Genomic DNA, 22982 nt, shown 5'->3' with positions numbered 1-22982 from the left:
CCATGACGCGCAAACAGGCAACTATCGCAGTACGTAGCGGTTTGAACGATGACGAGCAATACGGCTGCGTTGTACCGCCAATCCATCTCTCCAGTACTTATAATTTCACCGGGTTTAATGAACCGCGCGCGCATGATTATTCGCGCCGTGGCAATCCTACGCGTGATGTTGTTCAGCGCGCACTGGCAGAGCTGGAAGGCGGAGCGGGCGCTGTGCTGACGAATACCGGCATGTCGGCAATCCATTTGGTAACCACCGTTTACCTCAAGCCTGGCGACCTGCTGGTGGCTCCGCATGACTGTTACGGCGGCAGCTACCGTTTGTTTGATAGCCTGGCAAAACGCGGTGCATATCGCGTTTTATTTGTCGATCAAGGAGATGAAGCGGCTTTAACTGCGGCACTCAACGAAAAACCAAAACTCGTGCTGGTCGAAAGCCCAAGTAATCCCTTGTTACGAGTAGTAGATATTGCGAAAATCTGCGCCGCAGCACGTGAAGTAGGGGCAATTAGTGTGGTGGATAACACCTTTTTGAGCCCGGCTTTGCAAAACCCACTGGCATTGGGTGCGGATTTGGTTCTGCACTCATGTACCAAATATCTGAATGGTCACTCAGATGTTGTTGCGGGCGTAGTAATTGCGAAAGATCCTGAAACCGTCACTGAACTTGCGTGGTGGGCAAATAACATTGGCGTGACCGGTGGTGCTTTCGATAGCTACCTGCTGCTGCGTGGCCTGCGTACACTTTCACCTCGTATGGAAGTGGCACAACGTAACGCTCAGGCGATTGTCGATTTCCTGAAGACGCAACCGCTGGTGAAAAAGCTGTATCATCCTTCGCTGCCTGAAAACCAGGGCCATGAAATTGCTGCTCGTCAGCAAAAAGGTTTTGGGGCGATGCTAAGTTTTGAATTTAATGGCGACGAGCAAACGCTGCGTCGATTCCTGAGTAGCCTGACTCTCTTCACTCTGGCGGAATCATTGGGTGGAGTAGAAAGTTTGATTTCACACGCGGCGACGATGACCCACGCGGGCATGGCGCCAGAAGCGCGTGCTGCAGCGGGGATCTCTGAAACCTTGTTGCGTATTTCGACTGGCATTGAAGATAGCGAAGATTTAATTGCTGACCTGGAAAATGCGTTCCGGGTTGCAGCCGAGGGGTAAGCATGAGTGTTTCAGCACCAGCAGGGGCGTCGGGTCGTCAGCTGCATAAATTTGGTGGCAGTAGTCTGGCAGATGCGAAGTGCTATCTGCGCGTTGCGGGGATCATGGCCGAGTATTCAAAACCTGGCGACATGATGGTTGTTTCCGCAGCGGGTAGTACGACCAACCAGTTGATTAATTGGTTGAAATTAAGCCAAAGCGATCGCCTTTCTGCCCATCAGGTTCAGCAAGCTCTGCGCCGTTATCAGAGCGAGCTGATTAGTGGCCTTGTTACACCTGATGTTGCTGATGCTTTAATCGGTCAATTTGTTCACGATCTTGAGCGTTTGGCGGGTTTGCTGGATGGCAAAATGACCGACGCCGTGTATGCCGAAGTTGTGGGCCATGGTGAAATTTGGTCTGCTCGCCTGATGTCTGCGGTGCTAAATCAGTTAGGTCATCCGGCTGCATGGCTGGATGCACGCGAATTTATGCGTGCAGAACGTGCAGCTCAGCCACAAGTCAATGAAGGCTTATCCTGGCCGCTGCTGCAAGAGCTTATGGCGCAGCATCCGAACAAGCGCCTCGTGGTTACTGGCTTTATCTGCCGTAATGAGGCGGGCGAAACCGTTCTGCTGGGCCGTAACGGTTCTGACTATTCCGCAACTCAAATTGGCGCACTGGCTGGGGTTTCCCGCGTGACCATCTGGAGTGACGTTGCCGGGGTTTACAGCGCAGACCCACGTAAAGTGAAGGATGCTTGCTTGCTGCCGCTGCTGCGTCTGGATGAAGCTAGTGAACTGGCCCGTCTTGCTGCCCCGGTGCTGCATGCTCGTACCTTGCAACCTGTTTCCGGTAGCGATATCGATCTGCAACTGCGTTGTAGCTATTCACCAGAACAAGGCTCAACTCGTATCGAACGAGTGTTGGCTTCTGGTACTGGTGCACGAATCGTTACCAGCCATGATGATATTTGCCTGATTGAGCTTGAGGTTTCTGCACAGAAAGATTTTAAACTGGCGCACAAAGAGCTCGATACGCTGTTAAACCGCGCCCAGATTCGCCCGTTGTCGATTGGTGTACATCCTGACCGCAATCTGCTTCAACTTTGCTACACCTCCGAAGTGGCTGGCAGCGTGCTGCAAACTCTACAAAATGCTGACCTACCGGGCGAATTACGTCTGCGTGAAGGCCTGGCTTTAGTAGCAATGGTGGGTGCGGGCGTTTGCCGTAACCCACTGCACAGCCACCGTTTCTGGCAGCAACTGAAAGATCAGCCTGTTGAGTTTATCTGGCAGTCCGAAGATGGTATTAGCCTGGTTGCGGTATTACGTGTTGGCCCAACAGAAAATCTCATTAAGGGTCTACATAAGTCACTGTTCCGTGCCGAAAAACGCATCGGTCTGGTTTTGTTCGGTAAAGGGAACATTGGTTCACGCTGGCTGGAGCTGTTCGCCCGCGAGCAAGAAACTATCTCTGCACGAACCGGCTTTGAATTCGTGCTTTCAGGCGTAGTAGATAGCAGCCGCAGCTTGCTGAATTACGAAGGTCTCGATGCCAGCCGTGCTCTCGCTTTCTTCAATGACGAAGCGGTAGAGCAGGATGAAGAATCACTATTCCAGTGGATGCGTGCGCATCCTTATGATGATTTGGTGGTTCTGGATGTGACTGCGAGTGAACAACTGGCCGATCAATACCTCGATTTTGCCAGCCACGGTTTCCACGTTATCAGCGCTAATAAACTTGCGGGCGCCAGTAATAGCCAGAAGTACCGTGAAATTCGTAACGCTTTTACCAAGACCGGTCGCCACTGGCTGTATAACGCCACCGTGGGCGCTGGCTTGCCGGTAAACCATACCGTTCGTGACTTACGCGAGAGCGGCGACTCCATTCTGGCTATCAGCGGCATTTTCTCCGGTACGCTTTCATGGCTGTTCCTGCAATTCGATGGCACTGTGCCATTTACCGAGCTGGTGGACCAGGCCTGGCAGCAAGGGCTGACGGAACCCGATCCACGCGTCGATCTCTCCGGGAAAGACGTGATGCGCAAGCTGGTGATCCTGGCTCGCGAAGCGGGTTACGACATCGAGCCGGATCAGGTTCGTGTTGAATCGCTGGTTACAAACGGCAGCGAAACGGGCTCAATTGACCATTTCTTTGAAAATGGCGATGAATTGAATGACCAAATGCTTCAGCGTTTTGAAGCGGCTCAGGAAATGGGTCTGGTGCTGCGCTATGTCGCACGTTTCGATGCTAATGGTAAAGCGCGTGTCGGTGTGGAAGCTGTGCGCCCTGAGCATCCACTGGCTTCGCTGCTACCTTGCGACAACGTGTTTGCTATCGAAAGCCGTTGGTATCGTGATAACCCGCTGGTTATTCGTGGGCCAGGGGCTGGTCGTGACGTAACAGCTGGCGCTATTCAATCGGATCTCAATCGTCTGGCGCAATTGCTCTAACTGCGGAAACACAAAAATACCGAGGCCAGCTATTGCTGGCCTTTTTTATTCTTTTCAATCGAACATGAGAAAAATTCAATTTGGTTGAGAATTCCTCACTTCTTGTGTTGAATTTTCAGTTGACGGAATCATGCTTTTCCTTCATCTTGCTATCTGGACGTCTAAACGTCTGGATAGCAATAAAACACAACATCACATAATAAAATGCGATTAATGAGGTAAGGGTATGAGCTTTTTTCACGCCAACCAGCGGGAAGCACTAAATCAGAGTCTGGCCGAAGTTGCCGGGCAAATTAACGTTTCCTTTGAGTTTTTCCCGCCGCGCACCAGTGAAATGGAACAGACCCTGTGGAGCTCAATTGATCGACTAAGTAGCCTGAAACCAAAATTTGTCTCCGTAACTTACGGCGCAAACTCCGGCGAGCGTGACCGTACCCATAGCATCATCAAAGGTATTAAAGACCGTACAGGTCTGGAAGCTGCACCGCATCTGACTTGTATTGATGCCTCTCCCGACGAACTGCGCACAATCGCACAGGATTACTGGAACAGCGGTATCCGTCATATTGTCGCCCTGCGCGGTGATTTACCACCAGGCGGCGGCAAGCCAGATATGTACGCTTCAGATCTGGTGACATTGCTTAAAGATGTCGGTGATTTTGATATTTCCGTTGCGGCTTACCCGGAAGTTCACCCGGAAGCGAAAAGTGCACAGGCTGATTTGATTAACCTGAAGCGCAAGATTGATGCCGGTGCAAACCGCGCCATCACTCAATTCTTCTTCGATGTAGAAAGCTATCTGCGCTTCCGCGACCGTTGTGCTGCTGCCGGTATCGACGTGGAAATCGTGCCAGGCATCCTGCCAGTCAGTAACTACAAGCAAGCGCATAAATTTGCCACCATGACCAACGTGCGTGTTCCGCACTGGATGGCTCAAATGTTTGAAGGGCTGGATAACGACGCAGAAACTCGCAAAATGGTCGGTGCCAATATTGCGATGGATATGGTGAAAATCCTCAGCCGTGAAGGCGTGAAAGATTTCCATTTCTATACGCTTAACCGTGCTGAAATGAGCTACGCGATTTGCCACACACTGGGTGTTCGCCCATTAGTATGATTCAGTCAATGGCCCGCAAGGGCCATGATTTTCCCCTGCACATCCACTCCCCCTTCAAATACCCATTTCATTTGTAATGTTAAGTTTTGAAAGTTTATGTTGCTGTCGACGTTTCTGAGAAAAACTTTTGCTATGTTGCTCATTAGCCAACAGGAAATAACTATCAAATCTGTAGTTTTTTTCATCTATAACTTATCTGCAGAGCCGTATATCCTGGTATTAAAATAGTGAAGGGAGCAGGAAGATGAGCACAAACGAAAACGATCATAATACGTTGTCCGCAGGGAAGTGCCCGTTTCATCAGGGCAGTCATGATGTGAGTGCAGGAGCCGGAACAAGCACGCGAGACTGGTGGCCGAAACAACTCCGTGTTGACCTCCTCAATCAGCACTCAAACCGCTCTAACCCCCTCGGCGAAGATTTTGATTACCGCAAAGAATTCAGCAAACTCGATTATTCCGCACTGAAAGGTGACCTGAAAGCATTACTCACTGATTCCCAGCCATGGTGGCCAGCCGATTGGGGCAGCTACGCCGGGCTATTTATTCGTATGGCCTGGCATGGTGCCGGCACTTACCGTTCCCTGGACGGACGTGGTGGTGCAGGTCGTGGTCAGCAACGCTTTGCTCCACTCAACTCCTGGCCAGATAACGTAAGCCTTGATAAAGCTCGCCGCCTGCTGTGGCCTATCAAACAGAAATATGGTCAGAAAATATCCTGGGCCGACCTGTACGTGCTGGCAGGGAACGTAGCACTGGAAAACTCAGGCTTCCGTACCTTTGGTTTTGGTGCCGGGCGTGAAGATGTTTGGGAGCCGGATCTGGATGTGAACTGGGGTAATGAGAAAGCCTGGTTGGAACATCGCGACCCAGAAGCGCTTGCTAAACGCCCATTAGCCGCAACCGAGATGGGGCTGATTTATGTAAACCCTGAAGGGCCAAATGCCAGCGGTGAACCGCTTTCAGCCGCCGCTGCCATTCGTGCTACTTTCGGCAATATGGGGATGAACGACGAAGAGACTGTGGCACTTATCGCTGGCGGTCATACGTTGGGCAAAACCCATGGTGCGGCGGAGGCAACGCATGTGGGTGTTGATCCAGAAGCTGCACCGATTGAAGCGCAAGGCTTAGGTTGGACGAGCAGCTATGGCAGTGGTGCAGGTGCTGATGCAATTACCTCTGGCCTGGAAGTTGTCTGGTCACAAACGCCAACCCAGTGGAGTAACTATTTCTTTGAGAACCTGTTCAAATTTGAATGGGTACAGACACGCAGCCCTGCTGGTGCTATTCAGTTTGAAGCGGTCGATGCGCCTGAAATTATTCCTGATCCGTTTGATCCATCGAAAAAACGTAAACCGACAATGTTGGTCACTGACCTGACGCTGCGTTTCGATCCGGAATTCGAGAAAATCTCCCGTCGCTTCCTCAATGATCCACAAGCTTTCAATGAAGCTTTTGCTCGCGCATGGTTCAAATTGACCCACCGTGATATGGGGCCAATTGCGCGTTATATCGGCCCGGAAGTACCAAAAGAAGAACTGATTTGGCAGGACCCGTTGCCAAAAGCGACATTCAGTCCAACGCCTGCTGATATCGATCACCTGAAAGCAGAAATTGCCCATTCTGGCCTTTCTGTCAGTGAATTGATTTCTGTAGCCTGGGCGTCGGCATCGACTTTCCGTGGCGGTGATAAACGTGGTGGAGCCAATGGCGCACGCCTGGCACTGGCACCTCAGCGCAACTGGGATGTGAATGCTTTAGCGGTTCGTGCATTGCCTGCGCTAGAAGCCATTCAGAAAGCGTCTGGTAAAGCGTCACTGGCCGATATCATTGTGCTGGCGGGTGTTGTGGGTGTGGAACAGGCGGCGGAAGCGGCTGGTATCAGCGTTCGCGTTCCGTTTATTCCTGGGCGTGTGGATGCCAGCCAGGATCAGACCGATATCGAGATGTTCAACCTGATGGAGCCTGCAGCAGATGGATTCCGTAACTACCGTGCCCGTGTGGATGCGGCGACAACAGAATCCATGCTGATTGATAAAGCACAGCAACTTACGCTGACCGCACCGGAGCTCACCGTGTTGGTTGGTGGCATGCGTGTGCTGGGTGCGAATTTTGATGGCGGCAAACATGGCGTATTCACCGAACGTTTAGGTGTGCTCAGCAACGATTTCTTTGTCAATCTGCTGGATATGGGCACGGAATGGAAGGCGACTGATGACTCTTCAGAACTGTTTGAAGGGCGCTGCCGTCAAACTGGTGAAGTGAAGCGTAAAGCGACACGCGCGGATCTGGTCTTTGGCTCAAACTCCGTACTGCGCGCACTGGCGGAAGTTTATGCCTGCAGTGATGCGAAAGAGAAGTTTGTGAAGGACTTCGTTGCGGCATGGGTGAAAGTGATGAATCTGGATCGCTTTGACCTGAAATAAGCCGGTATCTGACGTAACAATCCCCGCAGATGCGGGGATTTTTTTATCTGCGCTATTCCCACTCTTGCAAGAAGCGCTGACCGTACTGGTCGGCAACTAAAAGTGCCGCATAAACCTCATCCGGCGTAGCACCGCCAGGCATGTTATGGATAGTTTCGCCTTCTGCGCAGGATGCCTGCGCCACAATGCGCATTTTTGCGGTAACGTCTTGTTTGATATCAAGTTGCGCCAGCGTAATTGGCAGCCCGACGGAGTGACACAGCGCCGCTACGGTTTCAATCTCTTCTAGTGGCGCGTTTTCCAGAACTAACTGGGTCAGCGTACCGAAAGCGACTTTTTCACCGTGATAATAGTGATGTGCGTCTGGAATTGCCGTCAGACCGTTATGCACTGCGTGTGCAGCGGCCAGGCCTCCACTTTCAAAGCCGACACCGCTCAAGTAGGTGTTGGCTTCAATTACGCATTCAAGAGCTGGAGTGACTACATGCTGCTCTGCAGCCAGCATCGCTTTTTCACCCTGTTCAATTAACGTGTTATAGCAAAGTTCAGCCAGCGCTAATGCAGCCTGAGTGCACTTGCCGCCGGCCATTGTGGTCGCACCGCTACGTGAACAGGCACGTGCCTCAAACCAGGTTGCCAATGCGTCGCCGATCCCGGCGGCTAAAAGGCGTGCAGGTGCACCTGCCACGATTTTGGTATCAACAATCACTATATTTGGATTGTTCGGCAACATCAGGTAACGATCAAACTCACCCTCATCGGTATAAATAACAGAGAGCGCGCTGCATGGCGCATCGGTAGAGGCGATAGTGGGTGCGATGGCAACAGGTAAACCCATAAAATGCGCCAGTGCTTTGGCGGTATCGAGCGTTTTGCCGCCACCGATACCGAGAACTGCACCACACTGTGTTTGTTCTGCAATACTGCGCAGACGATCGATTTCATTTTGTGAACATTCGCCGCCAAAAGGTGCGATTTCCAATACCAGACCGGCATCTTTAAAGCTTTTTTCTAGTGCGGACTCGGCAAATCCTAAGACAAATTTGTCTCCGACCACTAGCCAGCGCTCAGCCAGTGGTTTGAGATAGTGGCCGAGGCGGGAAATAACCTCAGCGCCCTGAATGTACTTACCCGGTGACTGTATTATGCGATCCATTCACTGCCTCCTTTTGTGTCCGTTACAGGCTCAGGCGACCAAACGCTTTCTGCCAGTCTTCTTCAAACTTCACCACCGCCGAGTCTACTGCTGGCGCAGCCAAAAATTGCTGTGCGACATCAAGGGGAAGCGTGATGGATTCGCATCCTGCCAGTAAGCAATCCAGTGCCTGACGCGGAGTTTTAAAGCTGGCTGCCAGAACTTTGCTGTCAGGAGCGTGAAGCTCAAGCAAAGCTTGTAACTCCTGCACCATGCGAATGCCATCCCCGCCTTGCGCATCAACGCGGTTAACATATGGAGCAACGTACTCCGCTCCGGCGAGAGCAGCTAATAATCCCTGAGCAGCGCTATAAACAGCTGTTCCCAGCGTAGGAATACCCAAAGCAGTTAGCTGCTTAATCGCCGCCAGCCCCTCAAAGGTAACGGGAATTTTTACCACCAGACCTGGAACGCACTCTCTGAGTTTCTGCGCCTCTGCAACCATTCCATCCGCGCTGCGGCTCATCACTTGTGCAAACAGGCGGCCTTCTTTGCCCACTGCATTTTGCAGGCGTGGCAGTACGTCCCATATAGATTCGCCATTGGCGGCAACAATACTCGGATTGGTTGTCACTCCTTGTAATGGGAAGATTCGCGCCAGACGTTCTACTTCCGCAATGTTTGCTGTATCGAGATAAAGCTCCATTAATTTTTCCTCTTGGGTGAATTACAGTTCCAGTTCGCGGGCTAGCAGAACCGCGATGGCTTCGCCATTTGTGGCCTTTACCAGGGAATCACGGAATTCTGCATGCATGATTCTGCGTGCAAGTCGGGAGAAAATTCGCATATGCTGGTCACCTGCCGCATGCTTATTTAGCGTCAACATAATGATAAATTGTGCCTCATCGTCTCCCCACTGAACGGGAGTAGGGAGCCGGGCGACACTAATCGTCGATTGCTCAATATGTTCTGATTTACTGTGGGGAATAGCGAAGCTAAAGCCCAGACCTGTCGAAAACACGGCCTCCCGAGCCCATAAATCGGCCTCAAGTTTGCGTGGGTAACGACAGCGCCCAGCGATAAGCAGGTTATCGGTCATTCCTTTAATGACCTCTTCTTTGCTACGCCAGTTGTTATCAAGAGAGATGCATTGAGTTGTGATCAGCGGTGCATCCTGCTGAGTCATACGGAATTGCGCCAATAAGTGTTCGACTTCAAGGGAAGTTCGACACGCCATCGCCTGATTAAGCAACTGGCGACAGGCTCGGCTATCGAGTTGGGCCAGACGTGCCTTTGTTGCGGGTATGGAAGGTGCACTCATGCTGATTTCATCAAGCCCCAGACCCACAAGCAGTGGGAGAACTGAGCCTTTTGCTCCCAGTTCGCCACACAGCCCAATCCATTTCCCCTGGCGATGCACTGCCTGCACGGCGTAATCCAGAGCCCGTAAGAAAGCAGGGTTCAGGCTGTTGTAATGCCGGGTGACCTTCGCATTGTCACGGTCAACGGCCAGTAGATATTGCGTAAGGTCGTTGCTGCCGATACTAAAGAAATCAATTTCTTCACAGCACTGGTCGATGATGAACATTACTGAGGGCACTTCAAGCATGATGCCCAACGGAATTTTTTCATCAAATGGGATATGTTCGCTACGTAGCGATTGTTTCACTTCCGCGAGTTGATCTTTAACCCACAAGATCTCTTCCATTGAGGAGATCATTGGGATCATGATTTTTAACGATCCGTGTGCAGATGCCCGCAAAATGGAGCGCAACTGAATGTGGAAAAGCGGCAGATATTCCTGGTAAATACGTACGGCACGATAGCCGAGGAATGGATTGTTTTCCTCAGGGATATTCAGGTAATCCACCGGTTTATCGCCACCGATATCTATTGTGCGCACAATAATGCTGCGCCCGTTTGCACCTTCCAACGCCTGACAATAAATGTTGTAAAGTTCATCTTCGGAGGGTGCATGAGCGCGGTCCATGTATAGCATTTCAGTGCGAAACAGGCCCACAGCCTCTGCTCCGTTATTAAATGCAGGAGCCGATTCAACGCAATGAGCAATGTTTGCAGCCACTTCCAGACGAAGACCATCAGCAGTACGTCCTGGTTGGTTAAGCCAGACTTTTTGCTGATCGCGTAGGACTTGCTGCACATACGCTTCTTGCTGGTAATAGCGTTTTACCGTTTCGCTAAGATTTACTACTACCAAACCAAGATCACCATCAATCTGCACGGTTTGTTGCAACCACGGCGTGAGTGCGTCGATATCAACGCCCACCAAGGTTGGAATATTAAATGAGCGAGCAAGAATGACCGTGTGGGAGGTGGTTCCGCCACTACGTAACAGAAGACCTTTGAGTAGTGTTTTATCCAGCTCAAGAAACTGGCTCGGCGTAATTTCATCAGCTAAACAGATAGCAGCTTGCTGAAGCTTGCCTGGTGCTGGGAAGCGCTGCTCCCCATAGATATGCTGCAGTAGTTGGAAACAGACATCCCGAACATCAAGCACTCGCTCTTGCAGATAAGCACTACCTGACTGGGAAAATTGATTACAAAAGTGTTCTGCTGTTTTTACGACTGCAGCAGCACAGCTGGCGCCATGATGGATATGTTCCAGAAGCAGAGTGCGCAATGACGCATCACTTGCCAGAGAACGGTGGGCTTCAAGAATAGCGCTCGCTGTGCCATCATTTCCTAGTAACTGGAGATTGATGGTTTTCAGTAATTTTTCGAGCCCGCTCTCAAGTTTCTCCTGCTCTTCATCAATATTTCCAGCCGCTGGTAACTCCCCCAGTTTGTTTAAATCGAGGGACGCGAGTTGTATCAGCTTGCCACTGGCACTTCCTCCACAAACCGGATTTGCATGAAACAGTGTGGGATTCAGGCGTGCGAGGGATTCAGGAATCGGTGCAGCTTCACTACTGTTAGTTTCTGGCAGAGGGGCATCGCAGTAAGGGAATTCGTCTTGCATGAAAACGGAAAGCCTGTTGAAAGCACCTTCTTCATCACTGCCAGCGATCAGTAACTGGCAGTCATCTCCTTTTAACGTCCCCGTACCAATAAGTGCCAATGCACTCTTGGCATTGCCACGGCGCTCTGTGCGCAAGTTAATCCATTCAACAGTCGAAGAAAACTGATTGCACAGTGTTTCAACATGACTCGCTGGGCGGGCGTGTACCCCGTTGGGTAAGTCACAACGGAAATTTATAACCAGTGCCATAGACGTTCTCCTGAGCCAACTCTAAACAATGGCTACAGAATAAGAGCCCTTCAATGGGAGTCGCCACGGGACAAAACTGTCAAAAGCTGGACAAATGTATTGTCTGGTTTTATTTGCGAGATATCTCACAAAACCAGTCTTAGTTAATAGTGAAGCCATTAACTCTAACTTTTGAGACGGATCTCATTTTTCCTTAAGCATTACAAAAATCCAGTAAATGGCATTTTTATCCACTGTCTGCCAACGTCGGGATTGCCTATTGTGTCCGCAATATTCAGGACATGAGCCGCTTAGGCCAGGAGTGCTTTATGAAAGAGTTGGTCCAGATCCTCAAAAATACGCGGCAGCATTTAATGACAGGCGTGTCGCATATGATTCCATTCGTGGTTGCAGGCGGTATTTTGCTGGCTGTCTCCGTCATGTTGTATGGCAAAGGTGCGGTACCAGATGCGCTCAACGATCCCAACCTGAAAAAACTATTCGATATTGGCGTGGCTGGTTTAACGCTGATGGTGCCTTTCCTTGCGGCTTACATCGGTTATTCCATTGCAGAGCGTGCAGCGCTGGCACCTTGTGCGATTGGTGCCTGGGTCGGGAACAGTTTTGGCGCTGGTTTCTTCGGCGCGATTATTGCTGGGATCATCGGTGGCATCGTTGTCTTCTATCTCAAGAGAATCCCCGTACCAAAAATACTGCGCTCGGTGATGCCTATCTTTGTCATTCCTATTATCGGCACTTTTATTACTGCGGGCATCATGATGTGGGGTCTGGGGGAACCTGTCGGTGCATTGACCAGCAATCTAACCCATTGGTTACAAGGGATGCAGCAAGGAAGCATCGTCGTTCTGGCGGTGATTATGGGGCTAATGTTGGCGTTTGATATGGGCGGCCCGGTTAACAAAGTTGCTTACGCTTTTATGCTGATTTGCGTAGCACAGGGCGTGTATAGCGTAGTGGCAATTGCTGCTGTCGGTATTGCCGTTCCACCTCTGGGTCTTGGCCTGGCAACGCTAATGAACCGTAAAAACTTCACCGGAGAAGAACGTGAAGCGGGTAAAGCGGCGGTGGTTATGGGCTGTGTTGGTGTGACTGAAGGCGCTATTCCATTCGCTGCTGCTGACCCGTTACGCGTTATTCCTTCCATTATGCTGGGTTCTGTATGCGGAACGGTTACCGCTGCGTTGATGGGGGCACAATGCTACGCAGGTTGGGGTGGGTTAATCGTGTTACCGGTTGTTGAAGGCAAGTTTGGTTTTATCGTGGCGTTATTGGTAGGCGCGGTTGTTACGGCAGTCAGTGTGAACCTGTTGAAAACCTTTGCCCGCAAAAAACAGACCGATCTGCCAGCGAAAGCGGAAGATGATTTAGACTTGGATTTTGAAATTAACTGATTGAACCGAAAAGGAATTAACCATGACTAAGATTATTGCTGTTACCGCTTGCCCATCTGGAGTTGCTCATACTTACATGGCAGCTGAAGCATTGGAAAGTGCAGCCAAAGCAAAAGGCTGGGAAGTGAAAGTTGAAACCCAGGGTTCTATTGGTCTTGAAAATGAACTGAGTGCCGCAGATGTTGCCAGTGCTGATATGGTGATTTTGACCAAAGATATTGGCATCAAAATGGAAGAGCGCTTTGCCGGTAAAACCATTGTGCGCGTCAATATTAGTGATGCGGTGAAACGTGCTGACGCCATCATGAGCAAAATTGAAGCCCATCTGGCGCAAACCGCCTGAGCCTTTGAATGATCAGTAAGGAACATATCATGACTCATCGTATCGAACGCCTGAAATTAGCACTGTTTGCCCAGCCGCGAGAAATTTCGCTGGAACGCGCCATGTTGTATACCGCTAGCCACCGTACAACAGAAGGTGAACATGTGTTGTTACGTCGCGCTAAGGCAACAGCGTACATCCTGGATAATGTGCAGATAGCGATTCGTGACGATGAGTTGATCGCGGGTAATCGTACCGTGAAACCGCGTGCCGGGATTATGTCACCGGAGATGGACCCTTACTGGCTGCTAAAGGAGTTGGAACAGTTTTCGACTCGCCCGCAAGACCGTTTTGAGATCAGCGAACAGGATAAAGAGCTGTACCGCGAGCAGCTTTATCCTTACTGGGAAAAACGTTCAATGAAAGACTTCATCAATAGCCAGATGACAGATGAAGTCAAAGCGGCAGTAAAAACGCAAATTTTTAGCGTAAACCAGACCGATAAAGGGCAGGGGCATATCATTATTGATTACCCGCGTCTGCTGCAAAATGGGTTGGGTAGGTTGGTGGCGGAACTGCGTGAGCATTGCCAGCAGTCACCAGGAAATCACTTCTATCAAGCGGCATTGATTTTACTGGAAGCTTCACAGCGACATATCTTGCGCTATGCCGAGTTAGCCGAGACGTTGGCGGCAGAATGCACAGACACCTGTCGTCGCGCTGAGTTACAGAAAATTGCCGAGATTTCCCGCCATAACGCAGCTTCCAGACCAGAAGATTTCTGGCAGGCATGTCAGCTGTTTTGGTACATGAATATCATATTACAGTACGAATCCAACGCCAGTTCGCTATCGCTTGGCCGATTTGATCAGTACATGCTGCCATTTTATCAAGCGTCGCTTAATCGCGGTGAAAGCCCTGCATTCCTGCGCGAGCTGCTGGAATCGCTGTGGGTGAAATGCAATGACATCGTCCTGCTGCGCTCCACCAGTAGCGCCCGTTATTTCGCTGGCTTCCCGACGGGATACACCATTTTGCTTGGTGGCCTGACAGAAAATGGGCGCAGCGCGGTGAATGTACTCTCCTTCTTGTGTCTGGATGCCTACCAGAGCATTCAGTTGCCGCAGCCGAATCTTGGGGTGCGCGTGAATGAACTGATTGACCGTCCTTTCCTGCTAAAAACAGCTGAAACTGTGCGGCTGGGAACCGGGATTCCACAAATTTTTAATGACGAAGTTGTGGTGCCTGCTTTCCTTAATCGTGGAGTGTCGCTTGAGGATGCTCGTGATTACGCCGTTGTTGGTTGCGTGGAACTATCTATTCCTGGGAGAACCTACGGTTTGCATGATATTGCCATGTTCAATCTTTTGAAGGTCATGGAAATTGTGCTGCTGGAAAACGAAGGGAACAGCGACCTGGATTATCAGAATTTGTTGCAGCAGATCCGTGACAAAATCCGCCACTACATCAAGCTGATGGTTGAGGGAAGTAACATTTGTGATATCGGCCACCGTGATTGGGCACCTGTTCCGCTGCTTTCATCATTTATCGATGATTGTCTTTCACATGGCAAAGATATTACTGAGGGTGGAGCTCGTTATAACTTCTCTGGTGTTCAAGGGATAGGTATCGCTAACCTTAGTGATTCGCTATATGCGCTGAATGGCATGGTTTTTGAACAGCAACGCTTAAGTTTTGATGAGCTTCTGGCGGTATTGAAAGCGAACTTTGCTACCCCTGAAGGGGAACAAATACGCGCGCGGCTGATGAACCGCTTCGATAAGTACGGCAACGATATTGATGAAGTAGATAACATTAGTGCTGATCTGCTGCGTTTCTACTGTAAAGAGGTAGAGAAGTATCGTAATCCACGCGGCGGATATTTTACTCCGGGCTCTTACACTGTTTCAGCGCATGTACCATTGGGCGCTGTCGTCGGCGCTACTCCGGACGGGCGTTATGCGGGTGAGCAATTGGCTGATGGTGGTTTATCTCCAATGCTGGGTCAGGACTGTCAGGGGCCAACGGCGGTACTGAAATCGGTCAGTAAATTGGATAATTACTTACTTTCCAACGGCACGTTGCTGAACGTCAAATTCACTCCCAGCACCCTGGAAGGTGATGCCGGGCTTCATAAGCTGGCAGATTTCATTGGCGCATTCACGAAACTTAAATTGCAGCATATTCAATTCAACGTCGTGAATGCTGAAACCCTACGTGAGGCACAATTACGCCCGCAAGATTTCGCTGGACTGGTGGTCCGTGTGGCTGGATACAGCGCCTTCTTTGTTGAGCTGTCGAAGGAGATTCAGGATGACATTATCCGCCGTACAGCGCATCAACTGTGAGGTTATTGAAGGCGATGCAATAAAAGCACGGATCTTCAATATTCAGCGCTACTCTCTGAATGATGGTCATGGAATCCGCACAGTCGTTTTCTTTAAAGGTTGCCCACATTACTGTCCATGGTGCGCTAACCCGGAGTCTATCTCCGGGAAAATTGAAACCGTAAGACGACTGTCGAAGTGTCTGCATTGCTCAGCCTGTCTGAATGATGCAGATGAATGCCCTTCTGGCGCTATGGAAAGAATCGGTCGCGATTACTCTCTGGCGCAACTGGAAAAAGAGGTGCTTAAAGACGACGTTTTCTTCCGTTCTTCAGGTGGTGGTGTAACGCTTTCTGGCGGGGAAGTTTTGATGCAGGCGGCTTTTGCCACGCGATTTTTAAAACGTCTAAAATTGTTAGGTATTCATACCGCTATTGAGACGGCCGGTGATGCTGCTCCTGAGAAAGTCCTTGCACTGGCAAAGCAGTGCGACGAAGTGTTGTTCGATGTGAAGATTATGGATAGTGAAAAGGCAAAATCAGTGCTGAACATCAACCAGCCCAGAGTTCTGCAGAACCTAAAGATGCTGGTGGAGTCTGGAGTGCATGTGATTCCAAGGGTTCCGCTGATACCCGGCTACACTCTTGAAAGAGATAATATGGTGGAGATCCTGCAGTTCCTGGCTCCATTAAAAATTACTGAACTTCATTTACTTCCATTCCATCAGTATGGTGAGCCGAAATATCAGTTACTGGGCCGGCCGTGGAATATGAAGGGTATGGCACCACCTGATGTATCAGATATCACCCCGTTGCAACAGATGGCAGAAAATGCAGGATTCAGTGTGACAATGGGTGGCTAGCCTTAATGGAGGATCGTGAGGATGACTCGACATCTGGTTGCAGTAACGGCATGTGTCAGTGGTGTCGCTCACACCTATATGGCTGCCGAACGGCTCGAAAAACTCTGCCAGCAAGAAAAGTGGTCGGTAAAAATAGAGACTCAGGGAGCGCTGGGAATTGAAAACGAACTGACTCAAATGGATATTGAGCAAGCAGACGTTGTATTGCTAATTACTGATATTGAACTGGCGGGCGCGACACGCTTCACTCATTGCCGTTGCGTACAAACCGGTATTAATGCATTCCTTCGGGAGCCGCAAAAAACGATGTCAGCAGTGCGACGAATTTTTGGTACCCCGCAACATACGCATATCATTCTGAGTTGATGGATTTTTCGGTCAACTGGCTGTGATACTGGCGTCGATATTCAGATGGTGACCTGTCCGTATTTTTTCTAAACAGGCGGCAAAAATAGTTACTGTCGATAAATCCGCAGGCGTGAGCCACTTCCTTAACTTTCAGATCGTAGCGTTTAAGCAACGTTTTGGCATGCTCCAGGCGGGTGTAGTTAAGGTATTCATTAAAGCCTACCGCGCCCGTTTTTTGGAACAAGTGTGAAAGATAGTTGGGTGAGATATAAAACGCCTGAGCGACGGATTCTCGGGTCAACGGCTCGGCATATTTTTCATCAATATATTCACGCACGGCTTCGAATAATGCCTGGCCGCGTGATGCTGTCTGGATCTGGCTGCCAAGCAGGTCAGTGCAATGGCTGAGAATACTGCTGACGATAAACCGCGCCGTTTGCTGTTCGTGAGGTTGCATCACTAGCTCATTAAGCGCCTGTAACAAAAACGAGCCGATTCTTGGCCCGCGGCGGGCGACGTTCTGTTTACCCAGTATTTTAAAAGTCACGCCATCCCATTCCAGAATGCTGAACCCAAGTTGCTGTTTACCAAACAAAATACTTAACGTTGTAACTGGCGTATTCCATTGTGGGCTGTTCCAGCATTTTGCCGGAACGTAAAGCACATCATGTTGTTCAAGTCTGGCGGGCATACCTGCGTCACAGGCATCCATCAAAACACCATCCAACACCACTTCAATCCTTGGGAAATCAACCTGATATGCAAGCTCGGATGGGGCAATCTGGTTATTAGCAAACCAGACGTGTTGAATGCCCGATGGGCTGTTCAGCAGGCGTGAAATAATTTGGCTTACGTCGTAATTCATGGTGGCCCGCAGCGGGTTAACAGGGATAAGTTATGGTGCCACATTGGTACTGTTTTGCGCATCAGTAAAAATAAAAAACCCCGCATGCGCGCGGGGTTTTAGTTAAGCCCATTCTAAGACTTAACCCGTGTTACGCATACCAGCTGCGACACCTGCGATGGTGACCATCAGTGCCTGTTCAACACGAGCATCCGGCTCATCACCTTTCTCTTCAGACTGGCGTGAACGGTGTAGCAATTCGGCCTGCAACACGTTCAAAGGGTCGGTGTAGATGTTACGCAGTTGGATGGATTCGGCAATCCATGGCAGGTCAGCCATGAGGTGCGAATCGTTGGCGATATCCAGAACGACTTTGATATCGGCTTCCAGTTGGTCACGTAATTGTGCGCCAAGGGCCCACAACTCTGGCTTCACCAGGCGTTGATCGTAGTATTCAGCAAGCCACAAGTCTGCTTTGGCAAACACCATTTCCAGCATACCGAGGCGTGTGGAGAAGAACGGCCAGTCGCGGCACATAGTTTCCAGTACGTCTTGTTTGCCATCTTCCACCACTTTTTGCAGCGCGGCACCGGCACCCAACCAGGCTGGCAGCATCAGGCGGTTCTGCGTCCAGGCGAAGATCCATGGAATCGCACGCAGAGATTCAACGCCACCGTTAGGTTTTCGTTTGGCAGGACGCGAGCCCAGCGGCAGTTTACCCAGTTCCAGCTCGGGTGTTGCCGAACGGAAGTACGGCACGAAGTCTTCGTTTTCGCGGATATATCCACGATACATATCGCAGGAGGTTACAGAGAGATCCTCCATGATATGTTTCCACTCTTTCTTAGGCTCTGGCGGCGGCAGAAGGTTGGCTTCGAGAATCGCGCTGGTATAGAGCGACAGGCTGCTGATGGTGATTTCTGGCAGACCGTATTTAAAGCGAATCATCTCGCCTTGCTCCGTCACACGCAGGCCACCTTTCAGACTACCCGGCGGTTGAGAAAGCAGTGCGGCGTGCGCTGGTGCACCACCACGGCCGATAGAACCACCGCGTCCGTGGAACAGCGTCAGAGTAATTCCGGCTTTCTCGCAGGTTTTGATCAGCGCGTCCTGAGCCTGGTACTGTGCCCAGGATGCTGCCATTACGCCTGCATCTTTTGCAGAGTCAGAATAGCCAATCATGACCATCTGTTTGCCCTGGATAAATCCGCGATACCAGTCGATGTTCAGCAACTGAGTCATCACGTCGTCGGCGTTGTTCAAGTCGTCGAGTGTTTCAAACAGTGGTGCGACAGGCAGAGCGAAAGTGCAACCCGCTTCCTTCAGCAATAAGTGAACGGCCAGCACGTCAGATGGTGTTTTTGCCATGGAAATAACGTAAGCGGCAATAGAACCACGTGGCGCTTCGGCAACCACTTTACAGGTTTCCAGTACTTCACGAGTATCGTCGCTTGGTTCCCACTGGCGTGGCAAAAGTGGGCGCTTAGAGTTCAGTTCACGGATCAGGAAAGCTTGTTTGTCTGCTTCAGACCAGCTTTCGTAATCGCCAATGCCCAGGTAGCGCGTCATTTCACCCAGAGCTTCGGTATGACGAGTGCTTTCCTGGCGAACGTCGATGCGCACTAGCGGTACGCCGAAGCTTTTCACGCGGCGTAGGGTGTCGAGCAGCTGGCCGTTGGCAATAATGCCCATTCCACAAGCTTGCAGCGACTGGTAACACGCATAAAGTGGGTCCCAGAGCTGTTCGTTTTGCGTTAACAAACCTTCTGGTTTCGGCAGGCGCTGGCCTTTCAGGCGCGCTTCGAGCCAGGCTTGAGTAGCCAGTAATTGCTGGCGAACGCCTTTCATAATGCAGCGATACGGTTCTTGTGACGCGTCTGGGCCAGCCAGTTCGCTCAGCTCAGGTGTACATTCCACCATCGAGAGTTCGGAAATCAGCACCTGAATATCACGCAGGAACAAGTCGGTTGCTTTCCAGCGGCTTAACAGCAGGACGTGACGGGTAATATCAGCGGTCACGTTCGGGTTGCCGTCGCGGTCGCCCCCCATCCAGGAAGTGAAACGTACCGGAACAAAATCGACTGGCAGTTTGTAATTCAGATTGTCTTCGAGTTGCTCATTCAGCTCACGCAGGTAGTTTGGAACACCTTCCCACAGGCTGTTTTCTACTACCGCAAAGCCCCATTTTGCTTCATCTACTGGAGAAGGGCGGTGCTTACGAATTTCATCGGTGTGCCAGGCTTGAGCTACCAGTTGGCGCAGACGGCGCATAATCTGGTTACGCTCGTAGTCGGCGATATCACTGTGGTCGAGTTGTTTCAGACAGCTGTTTACTTCAACCAGCTTGTGAATCAGGGTGCGACGGGTAATTTCTGTTGGGTGTGCGGTCAGCACTAATTCCAATGAAAGAGACTCAACAGCATCACGAATGGCGGCTTCACTAAGGTCAGGCTGATTTTTTAATTTTTGGAGAGTCTTAGCGATAACTTCGGGATTACTGGCAGCTTCGCCATTGGCTGAAATGCTGTGATATTGCTCGGCGGTGTTGGCCAGATTCAGGAATTGGCTGAATGCGCGGGCTACTGGGAGTAGTTCGTCGTTAGATAGGTTTTGTAGCGTGGTTAACAACTCCTGACGGTTCGCCTCATTGCCCGCCCGTGAGGACTTAGACAATTTGCGGATTGTTTCTACGCGGTCAAGAATGTTTTCACCTAATGCATCTTTGATGGTATCCCCGAGCAACTTGCCGAGCATACTGACATTACTTCGCAAAGCGGAATATTGTTCGTTCATTGTAGTCCCACACACCCCATCTTTTTATGTAACTTAATTTCACCCGTGAAGGTTCAACACCGTCTTTATAAAGCCACGTAAGTCATCATTCGTCAATTGCTACGAAATCGTTTCAGCAAACGAATAAATGACGCTAATTCATGAAATTTAATTACTAACTTCGTAGATAAGCGTTTCTTATGAGGATCCGCTAAAAAGCAGCGTAAAAAGGGGGCAAAACCCCCTGAATCGCTATTTTTTAATGCCAACAAAAATGATGAATTACCTGTGTAATGAGTTTGCGAGTCGGCTCTATAAAGCGTGTTTCGATGTATTCGTCTGGCTGATGAGCCTGGTTTATGGAGCCGGGCCCCAGTACAAGCGTAGGGCAAATGGTCTGAATAAATGGTGCCTCGGTGCAGTAGTTCACTACTTCGGTCTGCGCACCCAGTAATTTCTCAACGACTTGCACCAATTGATGGTCTTTAGCGCATTCATAGCCCGGAATTGGTGGATGAAGTTCAGATACTGTCAGGCGGCCAGGCCATTTCTGGCTAACGGGTTCTAATGCTTCATTAAGTAAACCATTCAGATCATTTAATGTCAGGCCTGGCAGCGGGCGAATATCCATATGCAGTTCACAGCAGGCGCAAATACGATTGGCGGCATCGCCACCACTAATATGTCCGAGGTTTAGCGTTGGATATGGCACAGTGAAAGCATCGTGGTGATAACGCTCTTTCAAGGTGTTTTTCAGCGACATGATATGGCCGATAGCATCGTGCATCAGTTCGATAGCATTTACGCCGCGAGCCGGATCGCTTGAGTGGCCAGATTGCCCAAGAATACGAATGGCATTTGAAAGATGCCCTTTGTGGGCGCGTACAGGCTGTAAAGAGGTTGGTTCACCAATGATCGCGCAATCCGGGCGAATATGCGTAGTTTCAGAGAAATAGCGCGCGCCCGCCATCGTCGTTTCTTCGTCCGCTGTCGCCAGAATATAGAGAGGCTTTTTAAGCGTCGTCACATCAACATCGCGCAGCGAATCTAGAATAAAAGCAAAGAAGCCTTTCATATCGGCAGTGCCGAGGCCGTAAAGTTTATTTTCATGCTCTGTCAGCGTAAACGGGTCACGTGTCCAGCGACCATCATCAAACGGCACCGTATCGGTATGCCCCGCCAGCAGTAAGCCGCCAGCTCCATTTCCGGTGCTCGCCAACATATTGAATTTATTTCGCGTGCCGGGAACCGATTGTACTTCTACATTGAAGCCCAGGTCGCGGAACCATCCCGCCAGTAAATTGATTAAAGACTCATTGCTCTGATCCAACGCACTGTCGGTTGCACTGATGGAAGGGGTCGCGATCAACGCGCGGTAAATCTCGATAAAAGGAGGTAATTTCATCTTCACTGTTGACAGGCCTTAGCTAGGGTTGGTATACATAATCATGCAGTTATATTGAATAAAAATACAATATTCACTGCCGTAAGGGAACCCCTGGTTCCGGTGGATTTAACCACGTAATTATACGTTGGGTGATGGCTTACCAGCTGGCACCTTTAGCAGACACAACCTAAGAAGGTGTACAGCCGAGATGTTGAATACGCTGATTGTTGGTGCCAGCGGTTATGCAGGCGCAGAGCTTGTGAACTATTTGAATCGCCATCCTCATATGAACATAACCGCATTGACGGTTTCAGCGCAAAGTAATGACGCAGGAAAATTGATATCTGACTTGCATCCGCAATTAAAAGGTATCGTCGACATGCCGTTACAGGCGATGTCGGATATCAGCGAATTTACTGACGGCGTAGATGTGGTGTTCCTCGCAACAGCCCATGAAGTGAGTCACGATCTGGCGCCACAATTTCTGGCAAAAGGCTGCGTTGTTATCGACCTTTCCGGTGCATTTCGCGTTAACGATGCCGAGTTTTATCAGCGTTATTACGGCTTTACTCATCAACATCCCGAATTACTGGAGCAGGCGGTTTATGGCCTTGCTGAATGGCAGAGTGACAAGCTAAAAGAAACCAGTTTGATTTCAGTTCCTGGCTGCTACCCAACTGCTTCACAGCTGGCGCTAAAACCGCTGATTGAAGCCGGATTGCTGGATTTGAACCAATGGCCTGTGATCAACGCGACCAGCGGTGTGAGTGGTGCAGGGCGTAAAGCGGCAATTTCCAACAGCTTTTGCGAAGTGAGCCTGCAACCGTATGGCATTTTTAATCATCGCCATCATCCAGAAATTGCAACGCATCTCGGCACTCCAGTTATTTTCACACCTCACTTGGGCAACTTCCCGCGTGGGATTCTGGCGACCATTACCTGTCGTCTGAACAAAGGTGTTACGCAGCAGCAAATAGCCGGTGCGTTTAATCAGGCTTATCAAGATAAACCGTTGGTGCGCTTGTACGACAAAGGAGTGCCAGCACTGAAAAATGTGGTTGGCCTGCCGTTCTGCGATATCGGTTTTGCCGTGCAGGGCGAGCATCTGATTGTCGTCGCCACCGAAGACAATTTACTGAAAGGCGCATCGGCACAGGCCGTGCAGTGCCTGAATATTCGTTTTGGCTTTGCCGAAACGCAGTCTCTTATTTAACCAGCGGTCGAG

16 protein-coding genes are annotated in these 22982 nt (G+C 50.3%); 10 read left to right on the top strand and 6 right to left on the bottom strand.

Annotated features, from left to right (window positions below; all coding sequences use genetic code 11):
• Positions 1-2 precede the first annotated feature (2 nt).
• The 4 genes from metB to katG all read left to right on the top strand — a co-directional run bounded on the left by metB (position 3) and on the right by katG (position 7140).
• A complete protein-coding gene (metB, locus tag IX31_RS20125; protein ID WP_034461413.1) occupies positions 3-1163 on the top strand; it encodes a cystathionine gamma-synthase in 1161 nt (386 codons plus the stop codon).
• A gap of 2 nt (positions 1164-1165) precedes the next feature.
• Positions 1166-3598: a bifunctional aspartate kinase/homoserine dehydrogenase II gene (locus IX31_RS20120; RefSeq protein ID WP_034461412.1), complete on the top strand. Its 2433-nt coding sequence runs from the start codon at positions 1166-1168 to the stop codon at positions 3596-3598.
• Positions 3599-3824: 226 nt separating this feature from the next.
• Entirely contained in the window at positions 3825-4715 is an 891-nt protein-coding gene (metF, locus tag IX31_RS20115) for a methylenetetrahydrofolate reductase (RefSeq protein ID WP_034461411.1), read from the top strand.
• A gap of 244 nt (positions 4716-4959) precedes the next feature.
• Positions 4960-7140, top strand: coding sequence for a catalase/peroxidase HPI (katG, locus tag IX31_RS20105; RefSeq protein ID WP_034461408.1), 2181 nt, complete (start codon positions 4960-4962; stop codon positions 7138-7140).
• Positions 7141-7192: 52 nt separating this feature from the next.
• On the opposite strand, the gene gldA is transcribed toward katG, so the two are convergent.
• Genes gldA through ptsP form a run of 3 tightly spaced genes read right to left on the bottom strand, consistent with a single transcriptional unit; the run spans position 7193 to position 11504 of the window.
• Positions 7193-8296 (bottom strand): bifunctional L-1,2-propanediol dehydrogenase/glycerol dehydrogenase, encoded by a 1104-nt coding sequence (gene gldA / locus IX31_RS20100; protein WP_034461406.1) that lies wholly within the window; start codon positions 8294-8296, stop codon positions 7193-7195.
• Positions 8297-8318: 22 nt separating this feature from the next.
• On the bottom strand, positions 8319-8981 hold the full coding sequence (gene fsa, locus IX31_RS20095; RefSeq protein WP_034461405.1) for a fructose-6-phosphate aldolase: 663 nt from the start codon (positions 8979-8981) through the stop codon (positions 8319-8321).
• A 21-nt stretch (positions 8982-9002) separates the two neighbouring features.
• Entirely contained in the window at positions 9003-11504 is a 2502-nt protein-coding gene (gene ptsP, locus IX31_RS20090) for a phosphoenolpyruvate--protein phosphotransferase (protein WP_034461404.1), read from the bottom strand.
• A gap of 308 nt (positions 11505-11812) precedes the next feature.
• Between ptsP and IX31_RS20085 the strand changes: the two genes are divergently transcribed.
• The 5 genes from IX31_RS20085 to IX31_RS20065 are packed head-to-tail and all read left to right on the top strand — an operon-like array spanning position 11813 to position 16772.
• The gene (locus IX31_RS20085; RefSeq protein ID WP_034461402.1) at positions 11813-12895 is read left to right on the top strand and encodes a PTS fructose transporter subunit EIIC; all 1083 of its coding nucleotides are present in this window, start codon (positions 11813-11815) and stop codon (positions 12893-12895) included.
• Between the two features lie 22 nt (positions 12896-12917).
• Complete coding sequence (locus IX31_RS20080; protein ID WP_034461400.1) at positions 12918-13238, top strand: PTS fructose-like transporter subunit IIB; 321 nt, start codon at positions 12918-12920, stop codon at positions 13236-13238.
• Between the two features lie 29 nt (positions 13239-13267).
• Complete coding sequence (locus tag IX31_RS20075; RefSeq protein WP_034461399.1) at positions 13268-15565, top strand: formate C-acetyltransferase; 2298 nt, start codon at positions 13268-13270, stop codon at positions 15563-15565.
• Positions 15531-16406 (top strand): [formate-C-acetyltransferase]-activating enzyme, encoded by an 876-nt coding sequence (locus IX31_RS20070; RefSeq protein ID WP_034461398.1) that lies wholly within the window; start codon positions 15531-15533, stop codon positions 16404-16406. Before IX31_RS20075 ends, IX31_RS20070 begins: the two co-directional genes overlap by 35 nt.
• A 21-nt stretch (positions 16407-16427) precedes the next feature.
• On the top strand, positions 16428-16772 hold the full coding sequence (locus tag IX31_RS20065; protein ID WP_034461396.1) for a PTS fructose-like transporter subunit IIB: 345 nt from the start codon (positions 16428-16430) through the stop codon (positions 16770-16772).
• On the opposite strand, the gene IX31_RS20060 is transcribed toward IX31_RS20065, so the two are convergent.
• From IX31_RS20060 to argE, 3 genes are all read right to left on the bottom strand, one after another.
• Complete coding sequence (locus IX31_RS20060; protein WP_034461395.1) at positions 16759-17619, bottom strand: AraC family transcriptional regulator; 861 nt, start codon at positions 17617-17619, stop codon at positions 16759-16761. The genes IX31_RS20065 and IX31_RS20060 overlap by 14 nt on opposite strands.
• Before the next feature lie 120 nt (positions 17620-17739).
• Positions 17740-20391: a phosphoenolpyruvate carboxylase gene (gene ppc, locus IX31_RS20055; RefSeq protein ID WP_034461394.1), complete on the bottom strand. Its 2652-nt coding sequence runs from the start codon at positions 20389-20391 to the stop codon at positions 17740-17742.
• Positions 20392-20629: 238 nt separating this feature from the next.
• Positions 20630-21781: an acetylornithine deacetylase gene (argE, locus tag IX31_RS20050; RefSeq protein WP_034461392.1), complete on the bottom strand. Its 1152-nt coding sequence runs from the start codon at positions 21779-21781 to the stop codon at positions 20630-20632.
• A gap of 184 nt (positions 21782-21965) precedes the next feature.
• Between argE and argC the strand changes: the two genes are divergently transcribed.
• Positions 21966-22970 (top strand): N-acetyl-gamma-glutamyl-phosphate reductase, encoded by a 1005-nt coding sequence (gene argC, locus IX31_RS20045; RefSeq protein ID WP_034461391.1) that lies wholly within the window; start codon positions 21966-21968, stop codon positions 22968-22970.
• The last annotated feature ends 12 nt before the right edge of the window (positions 22971-22982 follow it).

Source organism: Buttiauxella noackiae, from assembly GCF_000737905.1.
GTDB classification, from domain to species: Bacteria; Pseudomonadota; Gammaproteobacteria; order Enterobacterales; family Enterobacteriaceae; genus Buttiauxella; species Buttiauxella noackiae.
This window is presented reverse-complemented; position numbering and strand designations above follow the sequence as displayed.

Bases quoted from the DNA above. Each gene is read 5' to 3' on its own strand.
- metB (WP_034461413.1), top strand. From the start codon at position 3: ATGACGCGCAAACAGGCAACTATCGCAGTACGTAGCGGTTTGAACGAT.
- IX31_RS20120 (WP_034461412.1), top strand. From the start codon at position 1,166: ATGAGTGTTTCAGCACCAGCAGGGGCGTCGGGTCGTCAGCTGCATAAA.
- metF (WP_034461411.1), top strand. From the start codon at position 3,825: ATGAGCTTTTTTCACGCCAACCAGCGGGAAGCACTAAATCAGAGTCTG.
- katG (WP_034461408.1), top strand. From the start codon at position 4,960: ATGAGCACAAACGAAAACGATCATAATACGTTGTCCGCAGGGAAGTGC.
- gldA (WP_034461406.1), bottom strand. From the start codon at position 8,296: ATGGATCGCATAATACAGTCACCGGGTAAGTACATTCAGGGCGCTGAG.
- fsa (WP_034461405.1), bottom strand. From the start codon at position 8,981: ATGGAGCTTTATCTCGATACAGCAAACATTGCGGAAGTAGAACGTCTG.
- ptsP (WP_034461404.1), bottom strand. From the start codon at position 11,504: ATGGCACTGGTTATAAATTTCCGTTGTGACTTACCCAACGGGGTACAC.
- IX31_RS20085 (WP_034461402.1), top strand. From the start codon at position 11,813: ATGAAAGAGTTGGTCCAGATCCTCAAAAATACGCGGCAGCATTTAATG.
- IX31_RS20080 (WP_034461400.1), top strand. From the start codon at position 12,918: ATGACTAAGATTATTGCTGTTACCGCTTGCCCATCTGGAGTTGCTCAT.
- IX31_RS20075 (WP_034461399.1), top strand. From the start codon at position 13,268: ATGACTCATCGTATCGAACGCCTGAAATTAGCACTGTTTGCCCAGCCG.
- IX31_RS20070 (WP_034461398.1), top strand. From the start codon at position 15,531: ATGACATTATCCGCCGTACAGCGCATCAACTGTGAGGTTATTGAAGGC.
- IX31_RS20065 (WP_034461396.1), top strand. From the start codon at position 16,428: ATGACTCGACATCTGGTTGCAGTAACGGCATGTGTCAGTGGTGTCGCT.
- IX31_RS20060 (WP_034461395.1), bottom strand. From the start codon at position 17,619: ATGAATTACGACGTAAGCCAAATTATTTCACGCCTGCTGAACAGCCCA.
- ppc (WP_034461394.1), bottom strand. From the start codon at position 20,391: ATGAACGAACAATATTCCGCTTTGCGAAGTAATGTCAGTATGCTCGGC.
- argC (WP_034461391.1), top strand. From the start codon at position 21,966: ATGTTGAATACGCTGATTGTTGGTGCCAGCGGTTATGCAGGCGCAGAG.